The 20,477-nt window shown below is 65.5% G+C and carries 15 protein-coding genes; 10 read left to right on the forward strand and 5 right to left on the reverse strand.

From position 1 onward, the window contains the following. Positions 1 to 68: 68 nt before the first annotated feature. Entirely contained in the window at positions 69 to 1,991 is a 1,923-nt protein-coding gene (locus ABGT83_RS13290; RefSeq protein ID WP_346688004.1) for a leucine-rich repeat protein, read from the forward strand. Between the two features lie 234 nt (positions 1,992 to 2,225). Then, entirely contained in the window at positions 2,226 to 3,911 is a 1,686-nt protein-coding gene (gene recN, locus ABGT83_RS13295) for a DNA repair protein RecN (RefSeq protein WP_346688005.1), read from the forward strand. A gap of 22 nt (positions 3,912 to 3,933) precedes the next feature. Here the strand turns inward: recN and ABGT83_RS13300 are convergent, their stop codons facing one another. The 3 genes from ABGT83_RS13300 to ABGT83_RS13310 all read right to left on the reverse strand — a co-directional run bounded on the left by ABGT83_RS13300 (position 3,934) and on the right by ABGT83_RS13310 (position 7,444). Then, positions 3,934 to 5,418: an MFS transporter gene (locus ABGT83_RS13300; RefSeq protein ID WP_346688006.1), complete on the reverse strand. Its 1,485-nt coding sequence runs from the start codon at positions 5,416 to 5,418 to the stop codon at positions 3,934 to 3,936. A gap of 397 nt (positions 5,419 to 5,815) precedes the next feature. Beyond that, on the reverse strand, positions 5,816 to 6,343 hold the full coding sequence (locus ABGT83_RS13305) for a PadR family transcriptional regulator (RefSeq protein ID WP_346688007.1): 528 nt from the start codon (positions 6,341 to 6,343) through the stop codon (positions 5,816 to 5,818). Positions 6,344 to 6,427: 84 nt separating this feature from the next. Then, entirely contained in the window at positions 6,428 to 7,444 is a 1,017-nt protein-coding gene (locus ABGT83_RS13310; RefSeq protein ID WP_157938915.1) for an AraC family transcriptional regulator, read from the reverse strand. 50 nt (positions 7,445 to 7,494) lie between these two features. On the opposite strand from ABGT83_RS13310, the gene ABGT83_RS13315 reads away from it, so the two are divergent. From ABGT83_RS13315 to ABGT83_RS13340, 6 genes are all read left to right on the forward strand, one after another. Continuing rightward, a complete protein-coding gene (locus ABGT83_RS13315) occupies positions 7,495 to 8,385 on the forward strand; it encodes an energy-coupling factor transporter transmembrane component T family protein (protein WP_346688008.1) in 891 nt (296 codons plus the stop codon). Then, positions 8,382 to 9,947, forward strand: a complete 1,566-nt coding sequence (locus tag ABGT83_RS13320; RefSeq protein WP_346688009.1) for an ABC transporter ATP-binding protein — start codon at positions 8,382 to 8,384, stop codon at positions 9,945 to 9,947. The genes ABGT83_RS13315 and ABGT83_RS13320 overlap by 4 nt, the downstream gene beginning before the upstream one ends. Positions 9,948 to 9,993: 46 nt before the next feature. Beyond that, positions 9,994 to 10,617 (forward strand): MptD family putative ECF transporter S component, encoded by a 624-nt coding sequence (locus ABGT83_RS13325; protein WP_103264034.1) that lies wholly within the window; start codon positions 9,994 to 9,996, stop codon positions 10,615 to 10,617. A gap of 191 nt (positions 10,618 to 10,808) precedes the next feature. Then, entirely contained in the window at positions 10,809 to 12,629 is a 1,821-nt protein-coding gene (locus ABGT83_RS13330) for an ABC transporter ATP-binding protein (RefSeq protein ID WP_346688041.1), read from the forward strand. Beyond that, entirely contained in the window at positions 12,619 to 14,361 is a 1,743-nt protein-coding gene (locus ABGT83_RS13335; protein ID WP_103264036.1) for an ABC transporter ATP-binding protein, read from the forward strand. Before ABGT83_RS13330 ends, ABGT83_RS13335 begins: the two co-directional genes overlap by 11 nt. 163 nt (positions 14,362 to 14,524) lie before the next feature. After that, on the forward strand, positions 14,525 to 14,725 hold the full coding sequence (locus ABGT83_RS13340) for a hypothetical protein (protein WP_346688010.1): 201 nt from the start codon (positions 14,525 to 14,527) through the stop codon (positions 14,723 to 14,725). Here ABGT83_RS13340 and ABGT83_RS13345 read toward each other — a convergent pair. Further along, complete coding sequence (locus tag ABGT83_RS13345; RefSeq protein WP_346688011.1) at positions 14,700 to 15,617, reverse strand: hypothetical protein; 918 nt, start codon at positions 15,615 to 15,617, stop codon at positions 14,700 to 14,702. The genes ABGT83_RS13340 and ABGT83_RS13345 overlap by 26 nt on opposite strands. A 270-nt stretch (positions 15,618 to 15,887) precedes the next feature. Continuing rightward, entirely contained in the window at positions 15,888 to 17,891 is a 2,004-nt protein-coding gene (locus tag ABGT83_RS13350) for an MDR family MFS transporter (RefSeq protein WP_103264037.1), read from the reverse strand. 210 nt (positions 17,892 to 18,101) lie between these two features. Between ABGT83_RS13350 and ABGT83_RS13355 the strand changes: the two genes are divergently transcribed. After that, on the forward strand, positions 18,102 to 18,740 hold the full coding sequence (locus ABGT83_RS13355) for a TetR/AcrR family transcriptional regulator (protein WP_346688012.1): 639 nt from the start codon (positions 18,102 to 18,104) through the stop codon (positions 18,738 to 18,740). Positions 18,741 to 19,768: 1,028 nt separating this feature from the next. Then, entirely contained in the window at positions 19,769 to 20,401 is a 633-nt protein-coding gene (locus ABGT83_RS13360) for a tryptophan transporter (RefSeq protein ID WP_346688013.1), read from the forward strand. The last annotated feature ends 76 nt before the right edge of the window (positions 20,402 to 20,477 follow it).

Here is a 20,477-nt window from a genome sequence, read left to right on the forward strand (position 1 = left end):
TGTAGCATGGGAAAAGCGGGCGGTAAACACGCAGCGTAGCGATAAGTTTTGGGAGGTAGCACGAAACTATGCCTACGGATGATCTGGTGTTCTACGATATAGAAACCCCTATCGACGAACTAATTGTGCAAGTGCACGAAAATGAGCTGGCGTTGGCGCCCTCCGAGGTCGACGTGGTGGACGCAGCGCGCGCGATCGATGGCGAGGTGTGGTCTCCGCAGCTGCCGCCGTACCGGGCGTGGGCGGCGCAGGGCGGTGAGAAGGGTGCTGACGGCGACCTGCTGGTGGTGGGATCGTTGGGCATGGGGCTTTCGGATGAGGAGCGCGAAGCGCTGCTCGCCCAGGCCACCGAGCGGGAGCGGCGAGGGGACGCGGCTCGTGCGCAGGACGCGCGGCTGGAGGCCGTCGACCTGCGCGGGGCGCTGCGCGTGCGTCGCGACGAGGACGGTTACGCCATCGTCGCGGTAGACCTGCGGCGTTTCGCGTCGGCCGTCGGGCGCAGCGAGTGCCTCGTGGTGAACCTTCCCGCGTACCTCGGCGGCGTGCCGGTGGTGCGCATCGCGGCCGAGGCGTTCGCTCGTCGTTTTGTGCAGGGTGTGGGGGTGCGTTTGCTCGCGATTCCCGATACGGTGGAGCGCATCGGCGCGAACGCGTTTCTGGCGCTGTCGGTGCAGCATATACACGTGGGCGCGGGCGTGCGCATTCTGGGCGAGCAGCCGTGCGACCTCGCTGGCGTGTCGCCGCGCCTCAAGCGGCGCGAGTATTCCGTCGACGTGCGCAACGAGCGGTTCAGCTCGCGCGACGGCAACCTGTTCGCCGATGGTGGGGCGACGCTCTTGTTCCTGGCCTCGCCGTACGACGAGCGCATTGAATTGCCGAAGGGCGTGGAGTGCATCGGCGCGGCGGCGTTCGCCGCCGGATGCGAGCCCCCTTCGGTAGTGTCGTGCCCGGCGACGCTCGCGCGCGTGGACGCGAAGGGCTGGGACGATGCCGTGTGGCTGTGCCCGCCCGAGGCGCCGGCGCACCGCCCGCTCGCGGCGCGCGGCGTGCGGCTGGCGGGTCTGCAGGCGGTGGAGCTCGACGGGTGCTGGTACGACTTCGACGGCGCGGGGGCGGTGCTGGTGGCCGGGCCGCCCGCGCCCACCTCGGTGTCGAAGCGGTTCGCAGCGGCGGCAGCCGTGCGCGCGGCGACCTTGCGCGGGCAGAGCGCGGTGGAGCAGGCGCCGTCGCCGGGGCAGGTGGCGCATTCGGCCGCGCATTCGGTCGCGCCGGAAGACGTGCTCGTGCTGCCGCGCGCGGTGGAGGGCCGGCCGCTCGTGCGCGTGGGCGTGCGCGCGCTGCCGTACGTTCCCGCATCGCTCGTGGTGGCCGACACCGTGCGCGTCGTCGAGCGCGACAACGCATGCCGCAACGCGAAGCGGCTCGCGCTTCCCGAGGGCCTCGAGGTCATCGGCGCGCACTGCTTCTGCTCGCGCATCCTCGAGGGGCCCGTGTCCGTTCCGACCAGCGTGCGCTCCATCGGCGAGGGCAGCTTCGAGTACGCGGTGTGCCGCCTCGAGCACACGGGGACGATCGTGCACGTATCGGCCGACCAGCTGCTCACGTGCTTTCTGACGGACGCGGCGGACGGCGTGCCGTTCGACTACGGCCGCTACGACGAGCAGTTGCGCTCGGGAAAGAACCTGCCGGACAAGCTGGGCGCGGTGCTGCATCGGCTGACCGTGCCGTACCGCTTGGAGGACGCGACGCGCACGGCGCTCGTGGCGTATCTGCGAGATCACGAGCGTGAGGCTCAGGAGCGCGTGGCGCAGGAGGGCGACCGGGCGATGGTGGAGGCGCTTGTGCGGGACGGTTTCGTCGACGAGCGCACGTTCGACCGGCAGATCGAGCTTTTGCGCGCCTGCAACCGCACCGACTGCGTGCTCTACCTCATGGAGCAGCACCGCGCCCAGACCAAGCCGGCGAGCGTGAAGGATCGCTTCGCCCTGTAGGGTGGCCGCTCTCCTTCGACAGCAGCGCGAGAACCGCTTGAGCACCGTGCGAGGGCGGCGCGTGAACCGCGTGAGATCAATGCGAGGGCTGTGTGTGGTCCACGCGAGAGCTGCATGGAAGCGGCGTGGGAACCGCGATGGGTTTGCGGACCGGGGGATTCTGCTTCAGAGCGGCTCTTCGGCGCTGGTATACTTGATGGTTCCAGAACGATCGAAGGTGTGAAGAGGTGCGCGATGATCGATGAGATCCAGGTTGAGAACCTCGCGTTGATCCGCGAGGCGACGCTCGTGCCGGCGCGCGGGCTGACCGTGCTCACGGGCGAGACGGGCGCGGGCAAGACGGCGCTGCTCTCGGCGTTGAAGCTGCTCATGGGCGCGCGCGCCGACAAGGACGCCGTCCGCGACGGCGAAGAGTCCCTCGCCGTGTCGGGGCGGTTCTACGGCATCGCCTCCGCCGACGGCACCGAAGCCGATGCTGCCCTGGCTGCGGGCGACTTCGATGACCTCCGCGAACTCGTGGCCACCCGCCGCGTGACGGCGGACGGCCGCTCGCGCGTATCCATCGACGGCCGCATGGCCAGCGTCGGCGAACTTGCCCGCGCCGTGGCTCCCACCATCGACCTGTGCGGCCAGCACGAGCATCAGCAGCTCATGAAGACCTCCCAGCATGTGCGCATGCTCGACGCTTGGGCGGGCGAAGCGGTGGCGCAGGCGCACGCTGCGTACGAGGAAGCGTTCGCGACGGCGAATGCGGCTGCGGCCGAGCTGGCGCGCGTGCGCGAGGCGGGCGAGGCCTCGTCGGCCAAGCTCGACGAGGCGCGCTTCGTGCTGCAGCGCATCGACGCGGTGGATCCGCGCGAAGGCGAATACGACGAGCTGCTCGAGGAGCTCGCGCACGTCGAGCACGCCGAGACGCTGGCCGTGTCCGCGAATACGGCGCACGAGGCGCTTGCGGGCGAGCAAGGGGCCATCGACGCGCTGGGCAGCGCCATCTCGGCGCTCGACGGTGCAGCTCGCTTCGATGCGAGGCTCGGCGAGTTCGCCGACGCGCTGCGTGAGGCGGGCTACGTTTTGGAGGACATGGCGCGCGAGACGCGCGACTACCGCGAGGGCGTGGAGTTCGATCCCGAGGTATTGGCTCAGCAGCAGGAGCGCATGGCCTCGCTGCAGGGGCTTTTGCGCATGTACGGCCCGCGCATGGAGGACGTGCTCGCGCGTCGCGCCGAGGCAGCCGACCTCGTGTCGCTCGTGGACGACGCCGCCGAGCGCGAACGCGCGGCGCAGCAGGGGCTCGATCGCGCCGAGGAGACGCTTGCGCAGGCGGCGGCAGCGCTGTCCGAGGCGCGCGCCGAGGCCGCGCCGCGGTTCGCCGAGGCCGTGTGCGCGCAGATGGGCCGCCTGGAAATGGGCGGCGCGCAGCTCGTGTGCGACCTCGCGCCGCTCGAGCGCGCTCAATGGACGAAGGTGGGGCCGCAAGCGGTGGAGTTCCTGTTCCGCCCGGGCGCCGGGATGCAGGCGCGCCCGCTCGCACGCATCGCGTCGGGAGGCGAGGTCAGCCGCGTCATGCTGGCGGTGAAGGTGGTGCTCGGCGAGGCGGACGAGGTGGATACGCTCGTGTTCGACGAGGTGGACGCAGGTGTGGGCGGCTCGACCGCCGTGGCTTTGGCCGACGTGCTCGCCGACCTTGCGCGCACGCACCAAGTGATCGTCGTCACGCACCTCGCGCAGGTGGCCGTCCGCGGCCAAGCTCACTACGTGGTGCAGAAAGCGGCGGGGGACGAGGGCGCCATGCCCGAGACCGATCTGCGCCAGCTGGACAGCGCCGAGCGACCCGCCGAGATCGCGCGCATGCTGTCGGGCGACGCCACGGAGACGTCGCTCGCCCATGCGCGCGAGCTGCTCGAGCGGGCCGCCGACTAACGCGTGCCCGTCGCCTCGCCCTCTACCTGCGACGCTCGATGAGCCGCGGAAGCGTGCCCGACAGCACGAGCCCGGCGATGCCCGCGCCGACGCAAAGCGCGAATACGGGCAGCGCCGCGCTCGGATACGATGCGCCGGCAACCGCGCCGCATGCCGCCGATCCCACGGTGCCGCCCAGCCCGCGGAAGAACAGCGCGAGGGAGGTGACCTTGCCCATGTCGCGCGGCTCCACGGCGGTTTGGGCGGCGATGTTGGACATGGGCATGTTCACGCCGATGCCGAATCCCAGCATCGCCGACGAGCACGCGAGCTGCACCATTCCGGTCTCGGAGTTCACCAGGCACAGCAGCAGCGCTCCGATGCCCAGCACGAGAAACCCGATACGGCTGATAGCGCGCATTCTCCCGTTCCTGCCGAACACCCGCCCCGCCAACGTGCTGCCCACCACGAGCGCCAGCGTCATGGGGATGGTGGCCAGCGCCGAGGCGGTCGACGAGAGCCCCAGCCCTTCCTGCACGAACCGCGGCACGAACATCACGCCGACCAGCAGGGCGAACTGCGAGCAGAACCCCATCGCCACCGCCCCGTTCACTTGCGTGCGGCGGAAGAGCCGAACCGGCACGATGGCGTGATCGCGGCGTCGTTCGACCAGCACGAGCACCGCGATCATGACGACGGCCGTCGCGAGAAGCCCGAAGAACGGTCCGGAGAACCAGGAGAAGGCGCTGCCGGTCAAGCTGAACGCAAGCGTGAGCGGCACGATGGCGGCGGCTGCGCACACGGCGCCGGGCAGGTCGAACGACCGCTCCGCATGGGCTTGCTTCCCGGGAAGGAACCGCACCACCAGCACGAGCGCCACGATGCTCAATGGCAGGTTGACGAGGAATATCCAGTGCCAGCCAACCGTGTCGGCGATCAGCCCGCCGGCCAGCGGCCCTGCGATGGAGGCCAGGCCGTACATGGACGAGAGGATGCCCATGTACTTCCCGCGCACGCGCGGCTCGAACAGCTCGGCCATGGCGATGAACACGCCGGCCTCCACGAGCCCGCCTCCCACGCCCTGCACGGCGCGCCATGCCGTGAGCACGTCGAGGCTGTTCGAAAGCGCGCAACCAGCCGATGCGACGGCGAACACGCTGATGCCGCAGGCGAACACCCGCTTGTGGCCGAAGCGCGTCGCGCATGCGCCGCACAAGAGCGTCGCCAGCGTGCAGGTGAGCAGGTACGAGGTGAACGGCCAAGTATAGTGGTCGAAGCTGCCCAGGCCGGCGGCGATCTTCGGCATGGCAGTGCTCACGATGGTGGCATCGAGCGCTGCCATGAACAGGCTCAGCGCCAGTCCTCCCAGCACGGCGGCGGTAGGGAAGGGCTTGCTCTCCGCCTGCGCCCGCCCGTTGCGTCGCGCTGCACCGGTCGCCGCGCCCTCGAGCGCCCTCTTGCGCGCGGTTGCGGCCGATGCGCGCGCTCCCGCGCCGAGCGTCTGTTCCCTCAGGTCTTGCACGTCCATGATTTCTCCTATCTACAATACTACTATCAATGATAGTTAGTGCTTAAAAAAGAAACCGGTCGACCCGGTTTTATGCTCATTGCAGATTCGGCGCCCTGCTTGCGCCGCGCATCATCGGCATTCTGCCTGCGTTCCGTTTGCCATCCCTTCCTCCTTCTCCCTGTCGCTCGATTTCCTCAACTGGGTTTTCCGATCCGACCTCTTCGGTTCGATCTCCTTTTTCGTCCGAATCTCGCTCGTCCCCCAGCTCTTCACAGGCCCTCCGTCCCTCTTGTTGCGCCTGCGAAAAAGACTGTTGGATCGATAAGGGATTCGCAGGCGCAACAAACGGTCAAATATGTCGCAGAAGAGTGTGCCGTATATGTTTCACGTGAAACATTCGTTCGCGTTTTGCATGTCAAGCCTCGCCGTACAGATCCTTCTCGAACTGCTCGAGGTGCTTCGCGACCAGGCGGTACGTGTCGGCGCACAGCTCCATCGTCGCTCGCGCCTCGAGGCGTTCGTATGCGGGTATGAGCGCGTCCACGCGCTCCGCCGTGCTTCGGTGCGTCTCGATGAGCTCGTCGATGAGGGCGCGGCCGGTCTTCTGGTCTACGAGGCTGATGTTCGCCAAGACGGGCAGGAAGCCGAAGTCCACGCGCGCGGGCAGCGCGGCGGCCTCGTCCATGAGCTTGGCGAAGCGCTCGCGCCCCTTGTCCGTGATGGTGTACACCGTCTTCTCGGGCATCTCGCCCTCCTTGACGACGGTGCCGTCGGCGTAGCCTTCGTCGCACAGGCGGATGACGTTGCGATACACCGACGGCGAGCTGATGCGTATCCAGCGGCGGACGTTGCGTTCTTCCAACGTCTTGTCCATCTCGTACGCGCTCATCGGCCGTTCGATGAGTGCGCCCAGGATCATGATCTCGATCGAGTGGCTGGCCATTTTTCTGGGTCCCTTCGGTTTTCGTAGGCAAGGGAAATACTATCACTGATAGTATAAAATGCAAGGAGAGAGCCTGCAGAAATCTCACCGACGGAGGGCTCGAGCGCTCGCACGCCACTCTCGTGGCGGGAGGCCACATCGGGCACGAAACGCTTCGGAGAAGCTGCTCTGACGGGAATAACCCACGCGAGCGGCGATTTCGGCCAGAGACAGGTCGGTGGTCTCGAGCAGCTCGCAGGCGTGATGTATGCGCACATCGCGCGCATACTCCTGCGGCGTCATGCCGCAGGATAACCTGAACAACTCGATGAGCTTGCTCGTTCCCACGCAAGTCGCGCGGCAGAGCTCCTCGGTGGTGACGGGGCGCGCGAGGTCTTGTTGGATGAGATGCTGGGCAACCGCCACTGCGGCGACATCGTCTGCCGAGAGCGCGATGGGCGCGCGGCCGCATGCAAGCCGCCAGTCCACGATGAGCGCGCACGCTTCCACTACTTTGCTCTCGTAAAACGCCTCCGCCACGACGGCGCTCGGTCGGGCTTGCCGCATGTCGTCGAGCAGGGAGGGCAACCTGGCGGGGCAGGACGTGCCGTCGAGTGCGGTGATAGCCGCGCTCAGCACCACGGGGTCGCAGTGCAGCCGCAGGCTGACGTCGCGCAGCGCCTCGGGCAAGAGCATGACGAACGTCTCTCCCAACCTCACACCACCCTGCACCCGTTGATGGTAGGGAGCATGCTTCCAGGCGTGCCCTACCACGGTGCGGTCGGGCAGCGTCGGCTCGATACCCAAGTAGGGGAGCATCCCCTGGTTGTAGGAGCCGAAGTAGAAGCAATCGGCCGCGTCGCAGAAGAATTCGCCCTCCTTGCGAAGCGTAAAGTCGAACGCGCCCACCGCTAGGCGGTTGCCGATGGGAAAGTACCAGAAGAAGCCCTTGCCGATCGCCGGATCAATCAGCCACAGGAGTCCTTGCCGCTCGTGTGCGGCCGCGTCGACCAGCACGCCGCCGAGTTGCCGTACCTGCGGCTCGAACAGCGTGTCGATGGCCCCGCCGGCCCCGCGGGCCGTTTCGGCGCGATTCTTGAAGTTTTCGGCGGGATTGCGCATAGGCGCCTTCCTCCTTCCCGCTTCCCCGATGGACGCTAGCATAGTTAACCATGGATAACAATAATACTACAAACAGGGCCTCGGGGGAACCGTCTGCCCATGGCGCGAACGCAGCACCGTCATTTGCCTGCGCCGCCACTTTGAAAGCTGCGGGCGCAACGAGGTCGTTGCATGCGGGTGGCGGGGATGCCTACGCCGCGAAAGCGCCGGAGCGGGCCTGCGGCAGGGCTGCGGCAGTACCGGCCGCGCACCGGATTGATCCCCGTGTCTCATTGGTTTGCATTCTGTTGATCGGCCTGTCCACGTTCGCTTCCGCATCGGTGGCGGTTGAGTTGGCAGCGATGGGCGGGTGTGTGCTCGCCGGAATCTGGAGCGGGCGGCCCTCCTCGGCCCTGCGCTGGACTGCGGCCTGGGCGGTGCTGTTCGCCCTCTGTTGGCTGTGCGCGCACTCGGGCGTGGTGCTCATGGCCGTGGGCGCCTCGTTGGCGATGCTGCGCCGCATGCTGTGCGCCTTCATGATGGCTGCGAACATGGTGGGCACCACGCGTACCGGGGAGCTCGCCTACAGCCTGCAGCGCCTCGGCCTGCCGAAGCGGGTGTCGGCGGCGCTGTGCGTGATGCTGCGTTTCGCTCCCACGCTCGGCCAGGAGTTTGGCGCGGTACTTGATGCCATGAAGGTGCGCGGTATCGCGCTCTCGCCGGCACGTGTTTTGCGGCATCCTGTGCAGGTGGTCGAGAACCTGCTGGTGCCAGTGGTGGGACGTGTGGGTATCGTGGCCGATGAGCTGGCGAATGCGGCGGCCGTGCGCGGCATCGACGCGCCGAATCGGCGCACGAGCTATTACGAGCTGCATATCGGTGTGGCCGATGCGCTGCTGCTTGCGTACTTCGTCGCGCTTGCGGGCGTGTCTGTGGCGCTGGGCGCGGGGGTGCTGACATGACGGCGTCGCAGAAGCTGCGCGATGGCGTGGCCGTGGAATTCCATGGAGTGGCGTTCTCCTATGCCGATGCGGAAGGAAACCTGTTCGAGCCGGTGTTGAAGGGTGTGAACCTGTCTGTTGCGCGAGGGCAGTGCGTGGCGGTGACGGGTTGTTCTGGCTGCGGAAAGACCACGCTCATGCGCCTGGTGAACGGGCTGGCGCCCCAAGCCTACGACGGGGAGCTTTCCGGTACGGTACGCGTGCTGGGGCAGGATGCGGCCGACTTGGGCATCGAGGGGCTCTCGCTGTGCGTGGGCTCCGTGTTCCAGAATCCGCGCAGCCAGTTCTTCAACCTGGACACCACCTCCGAGATCGCCTTCGGGTGCGAGAACGCGGGCCTGCCGCACGATGAGATTCACCTCCGCGTTCGTGGCGCCGCGGCCGACCTGGACATCTCCCATCTGCTCGACCGTGATATCCGGAAGCTTTCTGGAGGACAGCGCCAGATGGTGGCCCTTGCGTCGGTGCATGCGTTGGGTCCGGAGGTGTTCGCTCTTGACGAGCCCACGGCCGCACTTGATGTGGCGTCCATGCGCACCCTTGCGCATCTCGTTCGGCGTCTGAAAGAGCTGGGGCGTACGGTGATCGTTTCCGAGCACCGGCTGTGGTGGCTGCGGGGGATAGCCGATCGGGTGGTGCATATGGAGAACGGGCGCATCGCCCACGACTGGGTGGCTGCGGAATTCGAGCGCCTGTCCATGCGCGAGCTTCACCGGATGGGCCTGCGGGCCTGGTGCATCGAGGATGCCTGCGCCGAAGACGTGCCGACGGCCAAGCAGGATCCCTCCGCTCCTATGCCTGCTCCGGGCGCCGCCTCCGCTGCAGCGCTCTCGTTCAGCAACCTTCGTGCGGGCTATCGTCGCGGCGGCGATGTGCTGCGCGGGGCCGCCGGCGTGTTCGCGCCTCGGCGTATTGCGGCTTTGGTGGGAGGCAACGGCGCGGGGAAGTCGACGCTTGCGCGCTGCTTGGCCGGGTTGCATCGCGAGCGCGCGGGACAGGTGGCGTTCGGGGGTCGATCGGTGCCATATTGCAGACGGGCCGGCCGGGCGTTCCTGGTGATGCAAGAACCGGGCTACCAGCTGTTCGCCCATACGGCCGCATGCGAGCTGGAAGCGGCCGCGGCTCGCCGCCTCGGCCGCGGCAAGGCGGCACGAATGGCAGCCAGTGAGGCACTCGACCGTTTTGGCCTGGCGCATCTGGCCGAGCGGCATCCGCTGTCGCTCTCGGGCGGCGAGCGCCAGCGACTGGCCATTGCGGCTGGCGTGCTGCAGGGGGCCCGCGTTCTGGTGCTAGACGAACCCACGAGCGGGCTCGATTTCGCCAACATGCAGGCCGTCGCCAGAGAGCTTGCGCGCGTGCGCGACGGCGGAACGTGCGTGACGGTGATCACGCACGACTACGAGTTCATCGTCGCCGCATGTGACGAGGTGGCCGTGGTGGCGGATGGCCGTGTGAGCGTCCAGGAGCCGCTTGCGCGAGCGAACTTGCCCGCCGTGCGCCGCATGCTCGGCTTCGACGGGTGATGAACTCGCGTACTTCGGCAATACTTCCGATGAAAGGAGTTCTTGTATGGAATCGACAGCAACGAAAGGGCGCACGCTCGCCCGCGTCACCCGGCTTACCGGTCGCGACTACGTGGTGCTCGCCGTATTCGGCGTGCTTCTGTTCGCGGTGTTCATGGCCTTCTCGATAGTGTGTTCCCTCAGTGCCACCACGTCTTGGTTCACTCATGGGGTGGGCGCTGTTCCGGCCGGCATCGTGTGGACGTATGTGCTGGCCCGTGTTCCAAAACGCGGCGCGGTGGCGCTCATGTGTCTGCTGGTGGCGATTCTCGGCCTGGTTATGGGCATGTTCTGGACAGGCCCTCTGGGCATCGCCCTCGGCGGTGTGGTGGCCGAGCTCGTGTTGGGCGCGCCGGGCAAGCGCACTGCCTTTCGCCGTGTGGCGGCGTTCGTCGCCTTCGTTGTGTGCTTCTGGGCGGGGCATGTCTCGCTTATCTACCTCACGGGCCAGGCGTACGTGGACATGGTTGTGGCCTCGGGTATGACGGCCGAGTACGGCCAGCAGCTCGTCGACTTCATGTACGGCCCGCTCGCCCTGGTGGCGCTTGCAGCAGCCGTGGTGGGTCCTATCGTCGGCGGTCTTTTAGGAGAGCGCGTGTTCAAGAAGCATTTCGCGCGGATGGGTGCCTAGGCGCATCGAGGTGAGCCGACGCGGCCTCGGCAGGCTGCGTTCGAAGAGAGGAAGGAAGCATCATGACAGAAGCAGCAACGGCAGCTGGCGCGCTACATGGGACCGCCAGCTCCGGTGGGACGACTCCGCCGGCGGGAGCCCCCGCCGCGGCGGGGGCAGGGAGCGGACGCGCGCCGGCGACTGACGGGGCGATGCCCGTGGCGCCGCCTGACCCCAAAGAGGCCGTCGGACGACTGCTCGGGTTCGCGGGCTCGCGCAAGAAGCTCGCGGTCCTAGGGTGCGTGCTCGCGGGCGTAAACGGCGTCTTCGTGGTCATGCCCCTGGTGTGCGTGTGGTTCGTGCTGCGCGACCTCGTGGCCGTGGCTCCCAACTGGAGTGCTGCGGAGGGGCTCGCCTTTTGGGGCTGGCTTGCGTTCGCGTTCTCGGCAACGGGCCTGTTGGTGTACTTCGCGGCGCTCATGTGCACCCACCTGGCGGCGTTCCGCACGGCGGCGAACATGCGCAAGCAGGCGCTTGGCCACCTGGGACGCGTGCCGCTCGGCTACTTCGACTCCCACGCCTCGGGGCATCTGCGGCGCGTGGTGGACGGCTGCGCCGGCCAGACCGAGGACATGCTTGCGCACAAGCTGCCCGACTTCGTGGGATCGCTCGTCACCCCGGTGGCGTTCGTGGCGGTCATGTTCGCGTTCGACTGGATCATGGGACTTGTGTGCCTCGTTCCCATTGCCATCTCGGCGCTCATGATGTGGTGGATGATGGGGCGTCGGACGAAAAACGATGGCATGCCGTTCATGATGCTCTACCAAGATGCGCTCAACCGCATGAACAAGGCGGCCGTGGAATACGTGCGCGGTATCCCCGTGGTGAAGGTATTCCAGCAGACAGTACATTCGTTCCGCGCGTTCTCCGAAGCTATCATGAGCTACCGCGACATGGCCTACCAGTACTCGAAGTCGTGCCAGCGCCCTCAGGTCGTTCAGCTCGTTGCCATCAACGGCACGTTCGCCGTGCTCGTGCCTGCGGGCATCCTCCTGGCGCATGCCGCGGGCGATTTCGCAGCGTTTCTGACGGACTTCCTGTTCTATGCGGTGTTTTCGGCCATCACTACCACCATGATGACGAAGATGATGTATGCGAGCGAGGCCGTGATGATGGCGCAGGACTCCGTGCGCCGCATCGACGAGATACTCGCGACAAGGCCGCTGGCGGAGCCGTCGGCGGTGCAGGCCGGGCATCCGCGCGATGGCTCGATCTCCTTCGAGCATGTGGGCTTCGCGTACCCTGGCGCTTCGGGAGACGCGCTGGTGGACATGAGCTTGGAGGTGCCCGCCGGCTCCACGGTAGCGCTCGTGGGACCCTCGGGTGGAGGCAAGACGACGGCCGCCAGCCTCGTGCCCCGCTTCTGGGACGTGGATTCGGGCAGCGTGAGCGTAGGCGGGGTGGACGTGCGCGACATCCCCGCCTCCGAGCTCATGGCGCAGGTGGCCTTCGTGTTCCAAAACGACCGCCTGTTCAAGGCGTCGCTTTTGGAGAACATCCGCGCTGCGCGTCCGGGCGCCACGCGCGCACAGGTGGAGGCCGCAGCCCACGCCGCGCAGTGCGATGACATCATGGCGAAGTTCCCCGACGGTTTGGACACGCAGGTAGGCGCGAAGGGCGTGTACCTCTCGGGCGGCGAGTGCCAGCGTATCGCGCTCGCCCGCGCCATCCTGAAGGATGCCCCCATCGTTGTGCTCGACGAGGCCACGGCGTTCGCCGACCCGGAGAACGAGGCGCTCATCCAACGCGCCTTGGCGAGGCTCTGCGAGGGCAAGACGGTGCTCATGATCGCGCACCGGCTATCCACCGTCACGGGCGCAGACGTCATATGCGTGTTGGATGGGGGCCGGGTGGTCGAGCGCGGCCGGCACGACGAGCTGGTTGCGGCCGGCGGCCTGTATGCGAAGATGTGGAACGATTACCGCACGTCGGTAACGTGGAGGATTGAAAGGAGCGGCACCCATGCTGCGTGATAAGTTCGCACTGACCGAACAGGGCGCGCGCGATTTCAAGCGCGGCGTGGGGGCCTCGGCGTTGGCTAACGTCGTGCTCATGGCGCCCATCGGCGTGCTGTTCACGGTTACGGGCGCGTTCGTGTCCCACTTGACCGACCCGTCGCAACCGTTGCCGGAGCTCGGAGTGTACCTGCTGGCCATCGTTGCGGTGCTCGCCATCATGCTGCTCACGCAGAATCTCGAGTACGACAGCACCTACAACGTGGTGTACAACGAAAGCGCCCGCAAGCGCATCGGGCTGGCCGAGAAACTGCGGCAGCTGCCGCTGTCGTTCTTCGGGCAGCGCGATCTGTCCGATCTCACGAGCGCGGTCATGAAGGACTGTGCCGACCACGAGCGCATGTTCTCTCATGTCATGCCGCAGCTGTTCGGTGCGGCCATTTCGACGGCGGTAGTAGCCGTTTGCCTGCTCGCATTCGACTGGCGTCTGGCGCTGGCGGCGCTGTGGCCTATCCCGGTGGCAGTGGCGGTGCTGCTGTCCACCACGCGTCTTCAGCAAGCGGCGGGACGCGCCCGCAACGAGGCGAACCTCGAGCTTGCCGACGGCATCCAGGAGTACCTGGAATGCGCCCGCGAGATCCGCGCCACGAACCAGGTCCCGGCGTTTCTCGGGCGTGTGGGAGAGCGGGTAGACGCCTTCGAGCATGCGAAGATCAGGGCGGAGCTGACTGCCGGCGTGAGCGCGTCGTCGGCCCAGGCGCTTCTGCGGCTCGGTATCGGCACCACGGTGTTGGCGGGCGCGCTGCTCATTGCGGACGGGCAGGTGGACTTCATGGTGTTCTTCTGCTTCCTGCTGGCGGTCACGCGCGTGTACGATCCGGTGAACGTCATCCTGCAGACCATCATCGAGTTGCTGGACTTGCGCCTGAACATCGCTCGGCTGCAGGCTATCGAGGACGAGCCTGTGCAGGCAGGTGCGACCGAGTTCAAGCCGGCGGGTCACGACCTATCCTTCGAAGGCGTGTCGTTCTCCTACGGCGAGGGCGAGCGCGTGCTGAGCGACGTGACATTCACCGCCCGCGAAGGCGAAGTGACGGCATTGGTGGGACCCAGCGGCGGAGGTAAGTCCACCGTGGCCAAGCTGGCTGCTCGCTTCTGGGATGCCGATGCGGGACAGGTGCGCGTGGGAGGCGTGGATGTGGCTGGCGTGGAGCCGGAGGCGCTCTTGGCAGACTACGCCGAGGTGTTCCAGGACGTGGTGCTGTTCGACGATACGGTGATGGGCAACATCCGGCTCGGCCGGGCCGGCGCTTCCGACGAGGAGGTTCTCGCCGCTGCTCGCGCCGCGAACTGCGATGAGTTCGTGCTGCGCATGCCGCAGGGCTACGACACCCCCATCGGCGAGAACGGAAGCCGTCTTTCGGGCGGCGAGCGCCAGCGCATCTCCATCGCCCGCGCCATCTTGAAGGACGCGCCTATCGTGCTGTTGGATGAGGCCACGGCCTCGCTCGACGTTGAGAACGAGACGCAGGTGCAGACGGCGCTCTCGCGGCTTCTGGCGGGCAAGACCGTGCTCGTGATCGCGCACCGCATGCGCACCGTAGCGAACGCCGACAAGGTCGTGGTGCTGAAGGAGGGCCGTGTGGCGGAGGAAGGCTCGCCGGACGAGCTCATGGCACGCGAAGGCGGCTTGTACCGTCGCATGGTGGAGCTGCAAACCGAAACCGCCGGGTGGTCGCTGGCATCGTAAGCGGCGATATGCACCCTATCTGCGCATGGTACTCGAGCACTATCATGCAGAAGGATTCTGCGCGGCGGCCGAAGAGCTGCCGCGCAGCGCTCACCGTCGAGATGCGCGGCGCTTTCGACAGGCTATTGCGCTTGCTGCGAGTGTCCCGGCAGCCAAGAGCACGATGTCGGCGACGACGGTCGGCAGCACGCTGTCGCCTGTTGCAGCGAGAAGCGTGGCGCTTGACGAAGAAGGCCGGGAGTCGGGCGTCGGGGGCGTCGGTTCGGATGCAGGTGCGATTACGGGAACGCCGCTCGCAGCGAGGAATAGCGGACTGGCGGCTGCGCCCTTCTTGACGGCTACGACGCCGGTGGTCGCATTGTAGGTGTAGTCCCTCGGCCGTCTGCGCTTCCCAGGCGCACGCTCACCGAGCTGGGCAGCGTATAGCCGGTGTCGGCCGTGAGCGTGAGGCAGTTGCTCTCCTCGCCGTCCTTCTCGTACGTTGCGACCGGCTGCTCGGCACCGGTTCCCGCAAGGGAGAGCCCGGCCAGGCTCGCGTTCACCGGGAAGGTGCACGAGCTCACCGTCCCCCCTTCGCCGATGATGATGGGACGTGCGAAGAAGCCACCCTCGACGACGCCCCGATTGGTCACGTCGCCAAGGAACATGCCGCTCGAGACAGTGCCGCCTTCTTTGTTGCTCACGATGGAGGAGAACGCCCCGCCTCCGATGGTGTCGTAGTTCGTCACGGCGCCTGCGAATGTGCCGCCGGTGATGGCGGCCGCATTCCAGTCGGGATCGGGGTCGCCGTTGGTCACGGGGCCGGCGAACGTGAACTCGCCGCGTTGGATGCTGCCCTCGTTCTTCACCCGGTCGTTGAACGTGCCGTCTTCGATGGCGCCGGCGTTGGCGACGCTCGCGGTGAACGTGCCGCCTTGGATGACGCCGCTCGTTTCGTTGCGCACTGCGGAGCCGTATCCTTTGGATTCGTCGACGAAGGTGCCGTCTACGATGATGCCGCTGTTCCAGACGCGATCCTCGCCGGAAGCGTCGAATGTGCCTCCTGCGAACGTGAACGCGTATCCCGTCTCGAGCACGAGCACGTCGTTCTCGTACGTCCACCCGTCGCCCGATGTGCCCGCCGGCGCGCCGCCGGCGCCGATTTCGATCGTGACCGGGATGGTTGTTTCGTCTCCTTCGCCGGCGAGCGCGACGCTTGGAACGAGCGAGCAAGCAAGAACCAGTGCTGCAACCGATGAGAGCAGGCGCTTCCTCATAGGGGCTCCTTTCGGGAAATCAATCCCGAAATGCTAGCATGGGGGAGGGAGTCGCTTCCGCCGTCTACGAAATAGGACGAAGAGAATGCGAAAGCGGCAGTCATTCGGCTGCCGCTTTCGCAAAACGCCTCCGTCAGCCTTCTCAAATGAAGGCGGAATGGGCTTAAGCTGGGAAAGAACGTGAGAGGCTTGAGAGCGCGCAAAAACACCCGAGGGCAGGCGAGGCTGGAACCCCCTCGGAAGACTCCCAAAGGTACGGACCCTCGGGAGCTAGATCGAAGACGCCACGGCTTCGTCGTCGGGAAGATCCGCCGCATGCTCGGCCCGCTCGAGCTTCGAGGGTCCGTCGGGGCCCCCATCCTGCGCAAGCGCCTCCTCGCCGCGCTCGGCCAGGTACTGCTCCATGGAGTAGAGGGTGATGTCGGAGCGGTTGATCACGCCCACGATATGCCCTTCGTCCAGCACGGCGACTTTCTTCAGATGGTTGTCGCCCAGTACGCGACACACTTCGGGCAGATCGGCGTGCACATCCACGCCGATGACGCCTTTCGTGGCGATGGAACGAACGTCCATCTGCATGAGGTTGTCCAGCTTGCGGGCGAAGTCCTTGTTATCCGCATCGGCGTCCACCGTCTGCATGATCATGACCACGGGGTCCATGAGCATCTGCGAGCGCTTCGACAGGTAGCGCAAGATGTCGCCGTCGGAGACGAATCCCACGGCTTCTCCAGCTGCGTTCACCAGCGGAGCGGCGCTGATGTGCTTGTCCACCAGAAGTTTCATAGCCTCGGCCACGGTTGCGTGCGCCGGAAGGGTGTACACGTCGCGCTTCATGATGGATTCGAGCACCGTTCGACGCGAATTATCCTTGTCCTTGAGCGCGGACTCTCCGGGGCGATCCTTCACGAGCGCAATCACCATGATAAGGCCGATGAGGCAGAGCATGCCTGCGAGTCCGAACGCAACATCGATGCCGAATATGCTTGCCAGCGTGCCGTCCGTTCCCGCCGATGTGCTCATGTTCGTGGCGATGGTGGAGGCTGACACGAGGATAGCCGTGCCAAGCGAGCCCGCTACCTGGCGGAACGTGTTGTTCACCGACGTGCCGTGGTTCACCAGCTCGTTGTCGAGCGCGTTCATGCCCCAGGTGGTGATGGGCATGTTCACCAGCGAAAGCGAGAACAGGCGCACCGTATAGAGCAGCGTGATGGTGATGAGCCCGGTTTCAGGACCCAGAAACGCGAACGCGAACGTGGTGATGGTGAGCACGCTCATGCCGATGAGGCTGAGGGTACGGGGCCCGTGCCGGTCGAACAGACGGCCGGCAATGGGACCCATGACGCCCATGATGATGGCGCCGGGCAGTAGCACGAGACCCGATATGGTGGCTGTGTAACCCAACAGCGACTGCAGGTAAATGGGCACGAGGATACCGGCCGCCAGGAGCGCTCCCTGCACGAGCATGCCGATGATGGTGGAAACGAGGAATTTGCGGTTCGCAAGCACGCGCACCTCGAGCATGGGATGCTCCATCTTCAGCTGACGGCGGAAGAACAGCACGAGGGCAACCACGCCCACAACCGTGCCGACGGCCGCATCGATGCTCAGGCCGTACGAGCCGATGGTCGAAAGGCCATACAGTAGTCCGCCGAAGCCAAGGGTGGAGAGAATGACGGAGGGCACGTCGAGCGTGACGTCCTTGTTTGTCTCGCCGCCGCGCTTGAGCACGAAAACGGCCACGACTACAACGATGATCGAGAGCGCGGTGATGATGTAGAACATGTCGTGCCAGGTGGCGCGATCGATGATGATACCAGCCGCCGTGGGACCGATAGCGGGACCGAAAGCGATGACGATGCCGAACAGCCCCATGGCCGTTCCCCGCTTGTCCACCGGGAACGTCCACATGAGCACAGTCATGACGAGCGGCATGAGAATCCCCGCGCCCGCAGCCTGCACGAGGCGGCCTATCAGCAGCACGGCGAAATTGGGCCCCCAGCCTGCCAGCGCGCTGCCCACAGTGAACACGCCCATGGACACGAGGAACAGCCGTCGCGTGGTGAACCGGTCGGTGAGGAACGCCGTGATGGGGATCATGATGGCGTTCACCAGGGTGAAACCCGTGGTCAGCCATTGAGCCGTGGCGGCGTCGACGTTCATCTCGGCCATGACCGAAGGGATGACAGGAGCGACGACGGTCTGGTTCAAGACGGTAACGAACGTGCCGAACACGAGCACTGCCAACGTGACGATCTGCTTGCGCGATAAACCCATATGCAGGTTCCTTCCAAAAGTGCTGCGAACAAAAACGCCTTCGAAGGGAGCTTGACGCAAACCCGACTTCAAAGACGTCCGTTTTCGTGCGGATGAATCGATTTACACTCAGTATAAATATATATTCGGTAGATGAAAAGTCCTGCAGGAAAAAGCTGTGGTACCCTGCACGGAAACGGCACATCGGCAGCGATGGAAGGTGCGCGCAACGTGGAACAGGCACAGCCTTCGGCGGAAGGTCTTCGGTATCGCAAAAAGCTCAAGGCGCGGCTCGCAGTGGAGCGGGCTGCGCTGGAACTGGTCATCGAACGGGGCTTCGACGGCGTGACGGTGGAGGACATCTGCGCCCGCGCTGAGATTTCCAAGAAGACGTTCTTCAACTACTTCTCGTCAAAAGCGGCTGCCGTCATGGGCCGCATGGATTCGTTTCCTGACGACGGGCGCCTGGCCGAGATCCTCGAGGAGCACGACGAAGCGTGCTACCTCGACGTGCTCATAGGCGTGGTTGGCACGAGCTTCGCGTCGGGCGTGGACGAGAGCATCGTCAATCTACGCCGCGAGGCCCTTCGTTCTATGCCCCAGCTGTTCTTCCAAGGGCAGCGCGACCTGCTGGCTGTCCAGCACTCCATCGCCGCCGCGCTGCAAAGGTATCTCGTCGCGCATCCCGAGCGTCGCATGCTGGTCGGCCAGCCGGTCGAGGAGGAAGCGCTCGTGGCGTCATCCACGGCCATCGGTCTGGCGCGCACGCGCTCCATGCTGCACGTGTGCGGCGATGCAGAGCCCTCGGCGGCCGAAACTCGCAGTCTTATCGTCACGTACCTTTCTGCGGGGGATGCCGCTTCGGGCTAAGACGCCCTTCGCGCGGAAACTTCCTGCGTTTCGCCATGCTCGCTCGGCGTATCGAAACGACGGTTCCGGTTCGGATTCTCAGCCGGCAGGCGTCCCGCGACGCTAGCCGATTCCGGCGGCTCCTTGGGCATCGCGACTGCGCTCTCCTGGCAATGGCCGTGCTCGGCTTCGCCTGCGTTTTCGCTACTCATAACCGTAAGCGTGACTAACAAACGCGAAGAGCGGGCATCGCGTTGGCTGGCGCTCTGCGCTCCGCCTTGAGCGGCACGTTGCCTCCCGATACGCGATTTGGGCGTCGATTGTCACGAAAATCGCCGCTTTGAAGTGTTTTGAGTGCTTGAGGGAGCAATCGCGTACAAATATTCGAGCATGCGTCACGAGCGATCTGGGGTTTTACCTGCACCGAGCTACTGAATGCCGCCTTTCGAGTATGCGGATGCTTCACAGCGGCGATTTTTGTGACTTTGAAGCGGGCTTTCTTGTAACGAGCGCTGCGCCGAGCAAGAAGTCCCGGTGCGTCGTAGGAGGGCCAATGCAAAAAACTTCTTGACAGCTTCCCGCTCCGGTATGCTAAAGTATGCGCCACAACTTAATAGCTGAAACCGATGAGGCGAAAGTCAAGCCATCATGAGCACTCACAGAGAGCGGGCGCAGCTGGGATTCCCGCAGTAAGCTGGATGGTAAATGGTTCGCCGAGGGAAAGGGGAAAGGAAGGCATGGCGCGCACGGGGCCGAGCCGACCGAGTATCTGGACCGTGAGCCTGCGTTAAGGGCAGAACATGTGTTGGCATGTTCGTGAGAGGGTTCTGCATCGCAGAGCCAATAAAGGTGGCACCGCAGGTTTAACACCTGTCCTTTATCTCAAAGGACAGGTGTTTTTTATTGCGGCGCAAAACGGCGGCGAAAGCCGCGCATACCTTGAAGGCGAAGCGAGAAGGTTCCTCATCCGCGAAGTTCGTGCCGGCAAACCAGACGCCCCGGGAGGGGCAATGACCGGCGGGAACTCCGCCAAGAAAGGATTGAGGAACATGGAACAGCAGATCAAGCGCGAGGTTGCAACGCAAACGGCAGCGGCGACGGCGGGCGAGGCGGCCGCCCCGCGCAAACGCGACGTGGCAGCGGCGCCCAAGAAGGCGGGGCTTTCCACGCAGGATCTCATTCTCATCGCCGTGCTGCTTGCGGCCGGGGCGGTGCTCAAGCTGACGGTGGGCTCGCTGCTCTCGTCGATGGGCATGAAGCCGAACTTCATCATCGCCATGTACTGCCTGGCCATCATCCTGACGAAGCCGAAGTTGGGCCAAGCGCTGATCATCGGTCTGTTGGCGGGGCTTATCTGCCAGATTCCCCTGCTCAACGCCACACCGCTTTTGAACATTCCCTCCGAGGTTCTCGGTGCGCTCGCCTGCGGCCTGCTCATCAAGGTGCCGATGCGCATCGGCGGCAAGTTCGACCTCAACCCGCTCGTCAACACGTTCATCTCCACGGTGGTGTCGGGCGGAACCTTCGCGCTGCTGTCCGTCTACATCAACGTCGTGTCCACAGGCGGCGACGTCATGGTGGCATTGGCGACGTACGCGGCCATCGTCTTCGGCACGGCCACATTCAACTGCATCCTCGTGCAGGTTCTGGCCATGCCGCTGAAGAAGGTTCTCAAGCGCTAGCGCATCGTGCTCCGGCGGCGAGGAGGCCGCCGGAACCGCCTGACGCTGCGGGTGTGTGCAGGAATCGAGCATGCTT

This window comes from Enteroscipio rubneri (assembly GCF_963929405.1).
Taxonomy (GTDB): domain Bacteria; phylum Actinomycetota; class Coriobacteriia; order Coriobacteriales; family Eggerthellaceae; genus Enteroscipio; species Enteroscipio rubneri.

What these genes read in the sequence shown, in the direction of transcription:
- ABGT83_RS13290 (WP_346688004.1), top strand. Translation starts at nt 69, where the DNA reads ATGCCTACGGATGATCTGGTGTTCTACGATATAGAAACCCCTATCGAC.
- recN (WP_346688005.1), top strand. Translation starts at nt 2,226, where the DNA reads ATGATCGATGAGATCCAGGTTGAGAACCTCGCGTTGATCCGCGAGGCG.
- ABGT83_RS13300 (WP_346688006.1), bottom strand. Translation starts at nt 5,418, where the DNA reads ATGGACGTGCAAGACCTGAGGGAACAGACGCTCGGCGCGGGAGCGCGC.
- ABGT83_RS13305 (WP_346688007.1), bottom strand. Translation starts at nt 6,343, where the DNA reads ATGGCCAGCCACTCGATCGAGATCATGATCCTGGGCGCACTCATCGAA.
- ABGT83_RS13310 (WP_157938915.1), bottom strand. Translation starts at nt 7,444, where the DNA reads ATGCGCAATCCCGCCGAAAACTTCAAGAATCGCGCCGAAACGGCCCGC.
- ABGT83_RS13315 (WP_346688008.1), top strand. Translation starts at nt 7,495, where the DNA reads ATGGATAACAATAATACTACAAACAGGGCCTCGGGGGAACCGTCTGCC.
- ABGT83_RS13320 (WP_346688009.1), top strand. Translation starts at nt 8,382, where the DNA reads ATGACGGCGTCGCAGAAGCTGCGCGATGGCGTGGCCGTGGAATTCCAT.
- ABGT83_RS13325 (WP_103264034.1), top strand. Translation starts at nt 9,994, where the DNA reads ATGGAATCGACAGCAACGAAAGGGCGCACGCTCGCCCGCGTCACCCGG.
- ABGT83_RS13330 (WP_346688041.1), top strand. Translation starts at nt 10,809, where the DNA reads ATGCCCGTGGCGCCGCCTGACCCCAAAGAGGCCGTCGGACGACTGCTC.
- ABGT83_RS13335 (WP_103264036.1), top strand. Translation starts at nt 12,619, where the DNA reads ATGCTGCGTGATAAGTTCGCACTGACCGAACAGGGCGCGCGCGATTTC.
- ABGT83_RS13340 (WP_346688010.1), top strand. Translation starts at nt 14,525, where the DNA reads ATGTCGGCGACGACGGTCGGCAGCACGCTGTCGCCTGTTGCAGCGAGA.
- ABGT83_RS13345 (WP_346688011.1), bottom strand. Translation starts at nt 15,617, where the DNA reads ATGAGGAAGCGCCTGCTCTCATCGGTTGCAGCACTGGTTCTTGCTTGC.
- ABGT83_RS13350 (WP_103264037.1), bottom strand. Translation starts at nt 17,891, where the DNA reads ATGGGTTTATCGCGCAAGCAGATCGTCACGTTGGCAGTGCTCGTGTTC.
- ABGT83_RS13360 (WP_346688013.1), top strand. Translation starts at nt 19,769, where the DNA reads ATGGAACAGCAGATCAAGCGCGAGGTTGCAACGCAAACGGCAGCGGCG.